Genomic DNA, 13,382 nt, shown 5'->3' on the forward strand with positions numbered 1-13,382 from the left:
TTAAGTTTTGAATTGTGGGTCGTACTTTAAATTGTGGGTCGTATTTTAAATTGTGGGTCGTATTTTAAATCGTCAGTTGTATTTAAATTTTTTAAAACCGCCTACGCGTTTAAGCGCGGCGACGAAAAAGAGGAACCGGCTGATCCACAGAGGTTTGATAGCCATCACTAAAATCATTCAGTGATTGCATCGCCTTTTCCAGTTCGTTTTCGTCGTACTGCTCGCCAAAATCAAACGCATTAAATCCGCAGCGTTTTAAATAAAACAGTTGATCACGAATAAAATAGCCGCAAGCGCGAAGCTCACCAGTAAACCCATAGCGTTCACGTAATAAGCGCGCTGTACTAAAGCCGCGACCGTCCATAAAAACGGGAAAACGCAGGGCAATTAATGGTAACTCAGCTGCGTCTGAACCCAGTGTGTCGGCCAGTTCTGTGCTGTTGAGCCATACACCGATTTCATTGCGGCGACCTTTTAATGTTTCCTTTTGGGCTTGCCAAACCGCCAACGGCACAATGATGTTACCTGTGGGGAGTGGGGCTGTGGGGAGTGGGGTATTCGCGTCTTCGGCGGTATCGATAAATTGCCACGTATTGTCGGCAATGGCGCCATCTTTAATCAGCTTTGGCATAGACTCGCTCCTTAAAGGGTTTCATTCCCATACGACGATAGGTATCGATAAACAGTTCTTCTTCCGTTCGATTCTCAACAAAAACATCAAGAATCGTTTGAATTACATCGGGCACTTCTTCGCGGGTAAAGGCTGGCCCAAGGACTTTACCAAGAGACGTATCATTACCGGCGTTACCACCCAGTTGCACCTGATAAAACTCTTCCCCTTTTTTGTCGACGCCCAAAATACCAATATTGCCCACATGGTGATGGCCACAGGCATTCATGCAACCGGATAAATTGACGTCTAACTCGCCTAGGTCATAAACGTAATCCATATCATTAAATTTGCGCTGTAAATCTTCGGCGATAGGGATGGATTTGGCATTGGCTAGCGAACAGAAGTCGCCGCCGGGGCAACAAATCATGTCGGTTAAGGTATTGATGTTGGGGGTGGCGAAGCCCAGTGCTTTGAGTTGTTCCCACAAGGCAAACAAATCGGACTGTTTAACATCCCCCATCACGATATTTTGTTCGTGTGTAGTGCGGACTTCTCCAAAACTGTATTGCTCACAAAGATCGGCAATGGCCTCCAATTGTGAGTCGGTCACATCTCCAGGGGCAACACCTGTGGGCTTTAACGATAAAGTCACGGCAGCATAGCCGGGAACGCGATGTTCCGACACATTCCGGGTGAGCCATTTACTGAACGCTTTATGCTCTGAGGCCACCGCTTTAAGCGCAGATTCTTCCGCTGCTGCATCGAGAGTTTCGTAGGCCGGCTCGGTAAAAAAGCCCTGAGTGCGTTCGATTTCTTCACGGGTTAACTTCGCGTAGCCGTCTTTAATGTGTTGCCATTCTTCTTCTACTTTCGTCGTGAATACATCAACACCCAGTGCACGAACCAAAATTTTAATGCGCGCTTTGTATTTATTTTCACGGTTACCCAATTGGTTATACACACGCAGAATAGCGTCTAGGTAGGACAGCAAATCTGCTTCAGGAAGAAACTCACGAACGACTTGGCCAATCACAGGGGTGCGGCCAAGGCCGCCGCCCACAAAGACTTTAAACCCGGTTTCGCCATTGAGTTGAACGAGTTGAAGGCCGATATCATGCACTTGAATGGCTGCGCGATCAGAAGTGGCGCCGGTGACGGCAATTTTGAATTTACGCGGCAGGAAGGCGAACTCTGGGTGAAAACTGGACCACTGACGAATGATTTCACAGTAAGGGCGAGGGTCGATGAGTTCGTCAGAAGCGATACCGGCAAATTGGTCAGACGTAGTGTTACGAATACAATTGCCGCTGGATTGTGTGGCGTGCATATCCACTTCGGCCAGTTCCGCAAGAATGGCCGGGACTTCGGGTAACTCTGGCCAGTTAAACTGAATGTTCTGGCGGGTGCTCACATGGCAATAGCCTTTATCATAGTGACGGGCAATATGCGCCAGCTTACGAAGTTGGGCGGCGTTGAGCATGCCGTAAGGCACATTAACGCGGAGCATGGGTGCTAATCGTTGAACATAAAGGCCGTTTTGGAGGCGAAGAGGTAGGAATTCTTCCTCTTTTAATTCGCCCGCAAGATAGCGCTCTGTTTGACTTTTAAACTGTGCAACGCGATCGCGCAAAATGTGTTTGTCGTGTGCGTCATAAATGTACATGGCTGTGTACCTGCTGCTGTCGGCTTTGGCCGATTTCTTCTTTGTTGGTGAAAGCGCTCATCCAATTACTCGTTGCTTAAGCGTTATATCGACAGAAAACGCCGTATCGAGTCTTTTTAATCGGCCTTACCAATCACGGAGTTTGGTATTGCTAGCGTTCTGTGGTGGCTTCACCAAGTTTGGCGCGCAGAATACACCAAAAGTAAGGGGTGAGCCATGTGTGAAGAATCTCCACACAAAGACACTAAACGTAACAGGGATATCATGTTTTTAGCGCAGAAAACAATCAAATCCTTTTTTAAATAGACCATATTGACATAATGCGTAAAACCACTTGTCAAACAGGTTGTGCTGTTTTAATACTTGTCATTGTATTTTTTAGAACATTTTGAGCTAGAACTATTTTTGCTCAAACGTTCTAAAGTATTGACTTTTATGAAGTGCATTAAAACCTGGCCCATACAAAATAGGTTGTTGGCCTCTTTCTATAACTCTATATAAAAATAATGTTGGAGTTGCTATGAATAATAATATCGAAGTGCAAGAAGAGGGAGACAGCATTGCCGATTCGGTAGCTGCTGTAGTACTGATTGTAATTTTTGTGTCTACCTGCATTTTTTGGATCAGCGGGCAGTAGTCATTAGTTACAGTTAGGGGCCGTTTCTGAGTGCGACGAATCTCAATGGGCATGGAGAATATAGAATTGCGTGTGTTGTGGTGTTAGTTTCACACGCAGTATATCGATATTCCACACATACAGGTTACACGGACAAATAGTCTACATAATGTATTGAAACCTCATGTAGGCGCTCCGGGCCGGTGCACAATGAAGTTGTTGTGCTGGCCCTACATGGTTGTTTTTTTATTTATCTTTTTTGTAGAAAAGTCAAAGACTTTATGAATATATAATCGATCTATTCAATATGTTTTGACATCTACTCTTTTCTTAACTCAATTTGTTCTCACCTTAATTATTTTCATTTCTATCGTTCATTACACGTGTTTTTGTTTGTGATGTTCTATGTACCCCCTTTCTTTTTGCTGCTGTTTTTCGATCCGATATTGGGTGGGTATTAAGTGAAAAAAAGTAACAGTCACCATGAGCGTCAGAGGGCTACCTTTTATGTCTTTCCTCCTGAAATTTTCCAATGAGGCTTATTGAGTTAATAACTGCTTCGTTATTTCTACCTCCTCGATTTCTGTTATTGATTCACTCCGTGCAGGGAAAGTACGAAATGGACAAGCCAGTACACAGCGCCAATAAATATGCTCGTAAAGAGAATGCCCGCTGTAATGAACACAAAAATATTGCCATGCTTAAAATCTCGTTCTTGGTTGCGACGACTTTGAACACCAAAGGCCGCGCAGAGGGTGCTCAGAATAATATGGTTTAATTTGGGTTTGGTAGGGTGATCTTGAGATTGAGGTGAGGGTGTGTTGGCATCTGTTGGGTGGTTCATTTGGTGCTCCGATCCAGTCGATGTTTACGATTTAATCATGGAGTAACCATGCCTTTGAGTCAAAGAAGGTTGAGTCAATTGTGTGCGTGTCGAATAGTTGTGTTTTGAATCTAAATTTGAACTTTTCTGAAGGCTCTCTGTGTTGATGATGAAAAATTGTAATAAATAAGATGATTTGGTTTCATGAGAGGCTTTGGATTTTTCTGGTTGTAAGAATTTCTCTAATAAGATCATTTTCCTTGTAATTTTTTGTTAAGGCCTTCTTTGGTTAATGCTGTCTGGTTTTCTAAATTAATTTCTTATAATTTTTGGTTTTTTCTGATTCTTTTTTCTCGTTATCAAAAGATGACCTTTTGCTTTTTTTACACTTTTTATTGTTTAAAAATAAAAGTGGGTGAGTAAAATAAAGTTAAGCTTTGAAAGATCGATAGTTTGCTTTTTTCAGTGTGGTAGGATGTTTGTGCTGCCTTTCTGTGGTTGTTTAGTATTGGTCGGGCTGTTTTTTTTGAAGTTGTTTTTTTGCTGTAAATAAATTGGCGTGTTTAATATTTTTTTTTGGCGCCATTAATATTTTGTTGTTGTATGATTTTCTTGTGTTGTTCTTCTGTTCGCATCAATACCTAAAAAATTTATAGAAGAGGTTAGCCATGTTTCAGTCTCGTAAGACCCTTTTGTGCTGCCTAAGCGCATGTGGTGTTTTGTTTTCAGTGCCTTCGGCTTTTTCTGATGATGACTTCGTTTCAGAAATGGTGAGTGAAAAGGCTGCAGTTTCCGTTAAAGATAAACGCTCACATTCTTATTGGAGAAAGCCCTCCATTGATAAAATAGTGTCGAGTTGGTTATCTAGAATTGACCCATTAGATGGTCGTTATGAAAATAAGACGATCATGCATCTAGACGACGGAATGAGCTCTAGTGCTCGTGAAATTTATTTGCATGCCACACAATACCCAGAAAATGTACAAATAGAAGAGGGTTGGTTTCCAATGGCATGGTTTGAAGCCTTGGAAGATTTGGAAACCGGTAAGCCCTATTTAGAAAATTTGAGTCGCTTAGGTTTATTGGAAGATCCAAACGATCCTAATGGATTGCCAGTGGGAATGGGGGTTACCAATGGTGTTGTGGGTGTGAGTTGTGCCATGTGCCATGTCTCACAACTGGATTTTAAAGATACTCGTGTCAGGGTAACGGGTTCGGGAACACCAGTAACGGGTCAGGTGAGATTGTTACCTGATCTTCAATTCACGTTTACCAAAACCTTGGCCACTCCTGAATTACTAGAAGAGTATCTTGACCGAATATTGGGTGATGATGCGTTGCCAGAAGACAGAAGTGCTTTGAAGGCGGATATGGTTGCGTGGTTGCAAGCCAATATGTCGGCAGGGTTAACTCCAGAAGAATTTTTACCTGCATTGTTAGCGGGTATCGAGATGAATGAAGGGAATTATCAAGCGCCCGGCGGGCATCCGTTTGAAGTTACTCGTCTTTTATTCTTCGGGTTTGAAAATGCTTACTTCACTAACGTTATGGTTGACCGTCCTCCTATCTGGGGATTGCAATTTACTGAGAATTTACATTACAACGGCAATACCAACTCTAAGGTAGAGCGAAATTTAATTTCTTCTTTAAATACGGTTCGGCAAGTGACAGTTGACGCGGTTACCAATAACGATCCGAAAAAATTAAACCAGATTGAATTAGCCGCGTGGCAAATTCAGGTGCCTGCTTGGCCGGAAGATGCATTTGGTAAAGTGAAACCTTATTATGCTGCGAAGGGTGAGCGACTTTACGATAAGCATTGTGTTGACTGCCATGCAAAAACACACCCGAAAGAACTCACTCGACTACCCGAGTATCCACTTGAATTAATCAAGACCGATAGCGCATATTTTGACGTCTTTGATCAGCCTATTGTGCTTGGCGATGAAGTTTTGCCCTATGATGTAGCGATTAACAGTAATATAGATGCGGTGAAATTTGAATGGTATGAAAAACAAGGCACAACCGCCGCAGAAATTGACCCAATTGAACAAGGATTAGATCCTGAGTGGTCATTCCGTCGAGTTTTGGTTGCAGAGCCAATGGCAGGAATTTGGGCAAGCCCTCCTTATCTTCATAATGGTTCGGTGCCAAGTATTTATGAATTATTATTGCCGGCAGAAGAGCGTACGAAGCAATTCCCTGTAGGACACACCAATTATGACCCAATTCGTTTAGGTTATCGTACGGATTTAAAACCGGGTGATGATAAGTTTGTATTCTCTGTGGATACTACACAGTATGGTGCAACCAATGTAGGACATGAGTTTGGTACGTCTATGTCTGACTACGAGCGTTTTGCTTTGATTGAGTATTTGAAAACCTTGAGATAAAGGCATGTTGAAATAGCCACTTTTTTAAATGGTGGCTATTGAAAGGTGTTGTGAACAAACATTTGTGTATAAAAAAAGGCCACCCTTTGTTGAGGCTGGCCTTTTTTATTTTCTCTCTTTCCTCCGGCTCGTTTGTCATCCACCATGGTTGATACGGTCTATTAATACTAAGAATTTAGTCAGCGATTAGTCTAATTTTTCAAATCGGGTAACGTTTTTCCGGAAACCTTGAGTCGTCTGATTAGATGCTTATTTATCGCTCATTTATCACATTCTTCTTCGCCCAGTCACTACCTTATTGGTTAATTTTTCTAGCCCATCAATAGATGCTTCCAGTCGATCTCCAGGAATTAACGGCCCAACGCCTTTGGGTGTTCCGGTGAAAATCAAATCGCCCGGTTGTAATTCGAAGTATTGTGATAATTCCACAATAATATCGACGGTTTTCCAAACCATATCTTCCAGTTTACCGTGTTGGCGAATTTCTCCGTTAACGCTGAGTTTAATATCGCCTTCGGTTTTATGGCCGCAGTCGCGTTTTGTACTGATTGGACCGACCACGGCGGAGTGATCGAATGCTTTGGCGGTACACCAAGGGCGGCTTTTGTCTTTGGCGTCGCGTTGAAGGTCACGACGAGTAAGGTCAAGCCCGACGGCATAACCAAAAATACAATGTGACGCTTCCTTCGTATTGAGGTTGATGCCGCCTCGCTCCAGAGCAACTACTAACTCTACTTCGTGATGCAACTCATTGGTTTTTACGGGGTAGTAGATCGGGTGATTAGGCGGCACCACGGCATCGGCAGGTTTGGTGAAGAAAAAGGGCGGCTCCTTCGGGTCTGAATTCATTTCAAGAGCATGATCGGTGTAGTTGCGACCCACACAATAAACTCGTCTTACAGGGAAGCGGCTGTCTTGACCGGTAACGGGCAATGTTGTGGGTGGGTTCGGTGGGAATACCATGCTCATAATGAGGCTCCGTGACGTTTTACGGTTTTGGCTCAACCGCTTTCTTGTTCTTTTTCGTATAGCAGCTTGCGATACGTCGATGAATGGGGTGTTATAACACATCTTAAGCTATCCGCGCCGGTAGATCATGATGAGTGATGATTGCGGGCGAAGGAATAAAACATAATTTTGGAGCTAGGGGTCTTGAACATGACAGGTTTTCATCCACTCACGCGCGTCGTGCGTTCTAGTATGATTTTGCGCTCTAGTATGACTTTGCGCTCTGTAGTTGCTGTGGCGTCGTTGGCCGGTAGCCTGGTTTTGGCTGGTTGTGGTCATACAGACAATTCAGAAAAAGCGCATAACGTTGCTGAGTCCGCATCCATGATGCCAAAGACGGCCTCTTCCAATTCTTCGGGTTTATCAGATCACCCATCGAATGATCATTCAAAGAGACAAGCACCAGACTACGACATGGTGGCGGCTCAGGGTAAAGGGGCGGCGGCAACCGTTCACCCGCTTGCTACCAAAGCCGCTATTGAGGTGCTGGAAAGTGGTGGAAATGCCGTAGATGCGGCGGTGGCGGCCGCATTGATGCTGGGTGTGGTGGATGGCCATAACTCAGGTATTGGTGGCGGTTTATTTGCGTTGGTGTATTGGGCCGATGGTCGTGTTGAAGCGGTGGATGGTCGTGAAATGGCCCCCGCGAAAGCGCACCGGGATATGTACCTCAAGGATGGCGAATTTATGAAAGATTGGAGTCGCACCGGGCCGTTGGCCAGTGGTGTACCGGGCTCCATTGCCGTTTTCGATTATTTGATGAAAAACGGTGGCGCACAAACCTTTGCTGATCATTTGGAGCGTGCGGCAACCGTGGCCGATGAGGGCTTTGTGGTGACACCGGTGTATGCAAAGCGTTTGCGCTCCTCTGCTGAGGCGCTGGGACGTTTCCCGGCCAGTAAAGTGGTGTTCTTTAGTGATGATGGCGAAACTTGGTCTGAGGGAGACATTCTCAAGCAAAAAGATTTGGCGGCAACTTATCGGGCCATTGCAAAAGAAGGATCTGCGCACTTTTACCAAGGCGAGTTCGCCAAAGCCGTTGGTGAATGGATGGCGGCCAATGGTGGTTTAATCACGGTTGAAGATATGGCCAATTACGAGATCAAATTGAGAAACCCAATTCAATCGACCTACCAAGGCCATACGATTTACGGCTTCCCGCCACCCAGCTCAGGGGGGGTGCATGTTGCGGAGATGTTGAATATTTTGGAGCACTTTTCCTTAAAAGGGCTATCGGATTCTGAGCGTTACCATCTTGTAGGCGAGGCCATGAAACTGGCTTTCGCGGATCGAGCACACTGGTTGGGTGACCCGGCCTATACCCATGTTCCGAAAGGGCTCACTTCCAAAGAATACGCGGATCAATTAGCGTCGAAAATTTCTTCTGATAAAGCGCTGGCTTCTGTTTCCTATGGCAAACCCAAAGCATGGGACAGTGACTGGTTTCAAACCCACACCACCAATATTTCTGTGGCTGATGGCCAGGGTAATTGGGTTGCGTTAACCACCACCGTGAATACGAATTTTGGCAGCAAGGTGATCATTCCCGGTACGGGGGTAATCATGAATAATCAAATGGACGATTTCTCTGCTCAACCAGGTGTGCCGAACGTATATGGCTTGGTTGGTTCGGAGGCCAACAGCATTCAGCCCGGTAAACGCCCACTCAGTAGTATGACTCCGACCATCGTGGTGAAAAATGATGACAACGGTAAGCCTGTGAATCCGGTGATGGCCATTGGCGCAGCGGGTGGGCCATTGATTATTACTCAGGTGCTGCAAGGCATTGTGAACCACATTACTTTGGATTACCCACTGCAGGAGTCTTTAGCGGCGCCTCGCATCCACCAGCAATGGAAACCGGAAGTGCTGTTTGTTGAGCAGGTCGTCGATTCAGAAACACGAGAAGCACTGGAGGCCAAAGGTCATAAGGTCATGAATTTACGGTTCACCGGCTCTTCAACAGCGGTAGTGCAAAAAAACAGTGGCGAATTTGTGCCGGTAGCCGAACCCCGCTTAAGAGAGCGAAATCAATAATCAAAGCCTCTTCGAGGTTGGCTGTGTAAGGCAATCACAAATTGTTCAAGATCTTTCGGTGACGATGAACCCAAGAGCGTGAAACGATGTCACTTACATTGTCTTTAATTGAGTTTATTATCTGATGCGACAATTGTCTCATTCGTCTATCAAATACACCTTAACAAGCCGGTGCCAAAAGCGTCGCCAATACAACAAAGCTGCCGTTTAAAAAAACAGCAGAACGTGAAATACAATAAGGAATACCTATGTTAAATCCACTTTTTGCTCGCAGAGCACGTCGTTGGTTATTGATCCCCGCGTTGTCCGCCAGTTTTATTACTGGTTGTGGTGGGCCAGTAAAAAACGATACCCAAATGACTTCCGGTATTGTTACCGAGAACATAGATTCCACTGTACGACCCCAAGACGATCTCTTTTTGCATGTTAATGGCGGCTGGTTAAAAACAGCGGAAATTCCCTCCGATAAGTCTTACTACGGCAGCTTCGCGATTTTACGAGACAACACCGAAGAAGACGTTAAAGCGATTTTGGATGAGCTAGTAACACTTGAAGAAAAGAATGCCGAACAGCAAAAAGTCGCTGCGCTTTATGGTAGCTACATGGATGAAGCGGCTATCGAAGTGCGTGGAATGGCACCGTACCAAGCGCTCATTAAGCCCATTGATGCCATCAATACACAAGATGATCTTGTGGCGTTTTTAACAACGCCTTGGGTGCAGGGGGGTTCTTCGCCTTTATCGGTGAGTGTTTACAGTGATAAAAAAGACCCCAATACCAACGTTGTGTATGTGTATCAGTCGGGTTTGAGCTTGCCTGATGAGAGCTACTATTTTGATGAGTCTGAAAAAGGCCAAACCATTATTAAGCAATATCGTCAGCACTTGGTGAATATGTTTACGTTGGTGAATGCTACCAACCCAGAACTCCAAGCCGACACTGTATTGGCGGTCGAAACACGCATTGCGAAAGGCCACTGGAGTCGAGTAGAAAGTCGTGATGCGGTCAAAACCTACAACCCGAAAACCATTGATGAATTAAAAGCCATGGCACCCAATTGGCCATGGGATGAGTATTTACAAGGCTTGGGTGTTGCAGGACAAAGTCGTTACATTGTGGGAATGCCCAGTTATGTGGAGCATTTCAATAATGAGTTGGTGAAACTCATGTCATTGGATGAGTGGAAAGTGTATTTAAAATGGCAAGCGTTAACGGGCATTGCCAATTATTTACCCAAAGCGGTTAAAGACGAAAACTTTGATTTCTTTTCTCGTAAATTATCCGGTGTTAAAGAGCCCAGTGAGCGTTGGAAAGAAGGTTTACGTTTAACCAATCGTCATTTGGGTGAGGCATTAGGTCAAGTGTATGTGGCCAAGCACTTTCCACCAGAAGCAAAAGCGCGCATGGTGGAATTAGTGGAAAACCTCCGTGAAGCTTATCGTCAAGGCATTCTCGGCTTGGAATGGATGGGCGAAGAAACCAAGCAACAAGCCATTGATAAATTACAGAAATTTACCCCAAAAATTGGTTACCCCGATAAATGGAAAGACTATGCGGGCCTTGAGCTGAAAGACGATGACCTTGTTGGCAATATCATCGCTGCCAGTGAATTTTCTTTTAAAGAAGACGTAGAAAAACTTGGTAAGCCAGTTGATCGTGATGAATGGCATATGTCACCGCAAACCGTGAATGCGTATTACAATCCGATCATGAATGAAATTGTTTTTCCTGCGGCCATTCTTCAACCCCCGTTTTTTGATTTAAATGCAGACGATGCCGTCAATTATGGGGCTATCGGAGGTGTGATTGGCCATGAAATGGGCCATGGTTTTGACGATCAAGGTTCGCGCTACAACGGAAATGGTGAACTGAAAAACTGGTGGAAAGACCAAGATTTAAGTGCCTTTAAATCTCGTACCAAATTATTGGTCAATCAATACGCTGCATTTGAGCCCGAAGACGGTCTATTTGTTAATGGTGAATTAACGCTTGGGGAAAATATAGGTGATTTAAGTGGTTTAACCATTGCTCATAAAGCATATGAATTATCCCTCAAGAATGAAGAAGCCCCCGTACTAGACGGCCTTTCTGGCGAGCAACGTTTCTTCTTCGGCTGGGCACAGGCCTTCTCAGCGAAATACACGCCAGAGCGTTTGCGTAACATGATCAAAACAGATCCACATAGCCCCGCGCAATACCGCGTAAATGGCGTAGTAAGAAACATGCCGGAATTCATCGAAGCGTTTGATGTGAAAGAAAGTGATGGTTTGTACTTGCCAGAAAACGAGCGAGTGAAGATTTGGTAATTGATGTGTAATCATTAACCTCTAACAATAAATAGATTGGCACGTCATCTTTAGAGGTGATGCTGCAGAGAAAGCCTGAATCCGAATGTTTACTGATGTGCCGGCGCCATAGTGAACATTAAGGGTTCAGGCTTTTTTTATGCGTTTATTTTATGGGTAATAAAGCGGCATATGCCGTGCTATCTGGTCGATTTGAAGACTTCTTGAGAAAAACGGCTTTATTTTCATGAAGTTATGGTGAAAAGGGTTATATAAGCTTTTTCAGATTAAACAGCGGGTGGTTACTTTTAATGCTGGCGCTTAAAAAGTATACAGGTTTCGTTCATTTTTGCTTGATTTCTATAAGCCTTAAAAAAATCAATAAAATCAGTTGGTTACTATCAAATTTGGATGTTGTGATATTTGGATAATAAGCGGCGCTTGCGGTATTATTGCCTAAAATCAGAAATAACACGGCATGTGCAGTATCATTTGAGATAATACGGCAGGTGCCGTTTACTAAGCGTTAGCCATAGGGTGAGTCTTGAATAGAGAAATTCTTCAAAACCAATATGATGCTGAAATGGAAAGGAAAGTATCCTTGAGTTCAGCGGTAAATGTGCCGATTGTTGCTCTTACTGTTATTGCAACAGCTACATCTACCATGATATTAAAGTTACCTTATTCACACTCAGCGTTTACCTATATATTTATTAGTATTGTAGCAATATCAGTGGCATTTTCTGGCTACGCTGTAATATTACTTTTCAAATCACTAGTCGGGCATAACCATGCAAAACTCCCTTTGTCGCGAGAACTAAAAGAGCACTATGAAAAACTAATCTCGTGGTATAGAGAGCAAGAGGAAGGTGAAGAAAGTTCGGTTCAATCGGCTAACCAAGATTTTGAAGATTATTTTAATGATTGCCTCATAGAGGCGGCAGATATCAATAGCGAAAATAACATAATCCGCGGGGGTTATATTCATGAAGCTACAGTTAACATATCAAGGGCATTAATAGCATTATTTTTGGCTTCACCGTTTTTCTTGTACGTTAAGATTAATACCGAACCACCGGTACACAAAATAGAAATAATTAATCATGATCAGGGCAAAATTATGAACGACAAAAAGCAAACGACAACTTCCAAGCCTACGACTTCTGAGAAACCTCAGGGGCCACCTGTGAAAATATTTAAAGATAATAGCAATAAATCCTCTAGAGGCAGCGATAAAAAGGGCTAACAAATTGCTCCACTCGGACACATACTACTACGTTCGTTTTTGTGTATGTCGCTTCGCGCCATTTTTTCACAAAACGCTCTCCGTAGTATGTGCCGGTGAGCAAGGCGTTATGTTCACCGAGATTTAAAGAATGTCATTAATTTTTGACCTAAAGGAATCAGAACCTTCATGGTCAGCTGCAGTTAACGAAGCTCTTGAGGCTGATTGGCCAGAATATATCGAGTCTAATGGGACGGTAGGTTCTCATCAGTGGTGGCAGAAGTATGAATCTGGGACAGTGCCTCATAAAGAGAATTCAGGTGTTGTTACTTTTGTCGGAGAAAGAGTCGACCAGTTTAATGAGCAATACGAGTCAGTTGAGATTGATATAAATGGTACGTTAGTAGAATTTGATCGCATTGGTTATTGGGCTAATGAAGAGATTTCTGTAGGTGCCAAGGTGGTAGTGGAAACCTTTGAAATTTGTGTACAGCAAAAATACGGTCCAACTACTTTTATCTTTGAACGGTTAGTTGCAGCAATCAAAACATAACAAACGCATGTTGTCGCCGCGAAGCGGCTGGGACCTCCGTTACGCTTCGCTTCACTCCGGCCCCAAATGCGGGCGTTACGTTCCTTGAGGAGACCATGGAAATCGTATATAAAATTTTAGAGAATGAGCTTTCAAGTCTCGTTGAAAAGATATCTAGCAGTGATAA

The 13,382-nt window shown here is 43.9% G+C and carries 9 protein-coding genes; 5 read left to right on the forward strand and 4 right to left on the reverse strand.

What is annotated here, in order from left to right; genetic code table 11:
• Positions 1 to 109: 109 nt before the first annotated feature.
• The 3 genes from LU351_RS16385 to LU351_RS16395 all read right to left on the reverse strand — a co-directional run bounded on the left by LU351_RS16385 (position 110) and on the right by LU351_RS16395 (position 3,736).
• On the reverse strand, positions 110 to 631 hold the full coding sequence (locus tag LU351_RS16385) for a DUF934 domain-containing protein (RefSeq protein WP_232595168.1): 522 nt from the start codon (positions 629 to 631) through the stop codon (positions 110 to 112).
• Positions 615 to 2,276, reverse strand: a complete 1,662-nt coding sequence (locus LU351_RS16390; protein WP_232595169.1) for a nitrite/sulfite reductase — start codon at positions 2,274 to 2,276, stop codon at positions 615 to 617. The genes LU351_RS16385 and LU351_RS16390 overlap by 17 nt, the downstream gene beginning before the upstream one ends.
• Positions 2,277 to 3,478: 1,202 nt before the next feature.
• A complete protein-coding gene (locus tag LU351_RS16395) occupies positions 3,479 to 3,736 on the reverse strand; it encodes a DUF2970 domain-containing protein (protein WP_232595170.1) in 258 nt (85 codons plus the stop codon).
• A 647-nt stretch (positions 3,737 to 4,383) separates the two neighbouring features.
• On the opposite strand from LU351_RS16395, the gene LU351_RS16400 reads away from it, so the two are divergent.
• Positions 4,384 to 6,108 carry a di-heme-cytochrome C peroxidase gene (locus LU351_RS16400; protein ID WP_232595171.1) on the forward strand — a complete coding sequence of 575 codons (1,725 nt, stop codon included), beginning with the start codon at positions 4,384 to 4,386 and terminating at the stop codon, positions 6,106 to 6,108.
• A 267-nt stretch (positions 6,109 to 6,375) separates the two neighbouring features.
• Here LU351_RS16400 and LU351_RS16405 read toward each other — a convergent pair whose 3' ends face one another.
• Positions 6,376 to 7,077, reverse strand: a complete 702-nt coding sequence (locus tag LU351_RS16405; RefSeq protein WP_232595172.1) for a fumarylacetoacetate hydrolase family protein — start codon at positions 7,075 to 7,077, stop codon at positions 6,376 to 6,378.
• Between the two features lie 189 nt (positions 7,078 to 7,266).
• Here LU351_RS16405 and ggt point away from each other — a divergent pair, with 189 nt between their 5' ends.
• The 4 genes from ggt to LU351_RS16425 all read left to right on the forward strand — a co-directional run bounded on the left by ggt (position 7,267) and on the right by LU351_RS16425 (position 13,216).
• On the forward strand, positions 7,267 to 9,153 hold the full coding sequence (ggt, locus tag LU351_RS16410) for a gamma-glutamyltransferase (protein ID WP_232595173.1): 1,887 nt from the start codon (positions 7,267 to 7,269) through the stop codon (positions 9,151 to 9,153).
• A 248-nt stretch (positions 9,154 to 9,401) separates the two neighbouring features.
• On the forward strand, positions 9,402 to 11,459 hold the full coding sequence (locus tag LU351_RS16415; RefSeq protein WP_232595174.1) for a M13 family metallopeptidase: 2,058 nt from the start codon (positions 9,402 to 9,404) through the stop codon (positions 11,457 to 11,459).
• 523 nt (positions 11,460 to 11,982) lie between these two features.
• Positions 11,983 to 12,684, forward strand: a complete 702-nt coding sequence (locus tag LU351_RS16420) for a hypothetical protein (RefSeq protein WP_232595175.1) — start codon at positions 11,983 to 11,985, stop codon at positions 12,682 to 12,684.
• 130 nt (positions 12,685 to 12,814) lie between these two features.
• A complete protein-coding gene (locus LU351_RS16425; RefSeq protein WP_232595176.1) occupies positions 12,815 to 13,216 on the forward strand; it encodes a hypothetical protein in 402 nt (133 codons plus the stop codon).
• The last annotated feature ends 166 nt before the right edge of the window (positions 13,217 to 13,382 follow it).

The sequence above is a fragment of the Marinibactrum halimedae genome, assembly GCF_021234875.1.
GTDB lineage: Bacteria > Pseudomonadota > Gammaproteobacteria > Pseudomonadales > Cellvibrionaceae > Marinibactrum > Marinibactrum halimedae.

Excerpts from the sequence above, each read along its gene's own strand:
- LU351_RS16385 (WP_232595168.1), bottom strand. The coding sequence starts at position 631 with ATGCCAAAGCTGATTAAAGATGGCGCCATTGCCGACAATACGTGGCAA.
- LU351_RS16390 (WP_232595169.1), bottom strand. The coding sequence starts at position 2,276 with ATGTACATTTATGACGCACACGACAAACACATTTTGCGCGATCGCGTT.
- LU351_RS16395 (WP_232595170.1), bottom strand. The coding sequence starts at position 3,736 with ATGAACCACCCAACAGATGCCAACACACCCTCACCTCAATCTCAAGAT.
- LU351_RS16400 (WP_232595171.1), top strand. The coding sequence starts at position 4,384 with ATGTTTCAGTCTCGTAAGACCCTTTTGTGCTGCCTAAGCGCATGTGGT.
- LU351_RS16405 (WP_232595172.1), bottom strand. The coding sequence starts at position 7,077 with ATGAGCATGGTATTCCCACCGAACCCACCCACAACATTGCCCGTTACC.
- ggt (WP_232595173.1), top strand. The coding sequence starts at position 7,267 with ATGACAGGTTTTCATCCACTCACGCGCGTCGTGCGTTCTAGTATGATT.
- LU351_RS16415 (WP_232595174.1), top strand. The coding sequence starts at position 9,402 with ATGTTAAATCCACTTTTTGCTCGCAGAGCACGTCGTTGGTTATTGATC.
- LU351_RS16425 (WP_232595176.1), top strand. The coding sequence starts at position 12,815 with ATGTCATTAATTTTTGACCTAAAGGAATCAGAACCTTCATGGTCAGCT.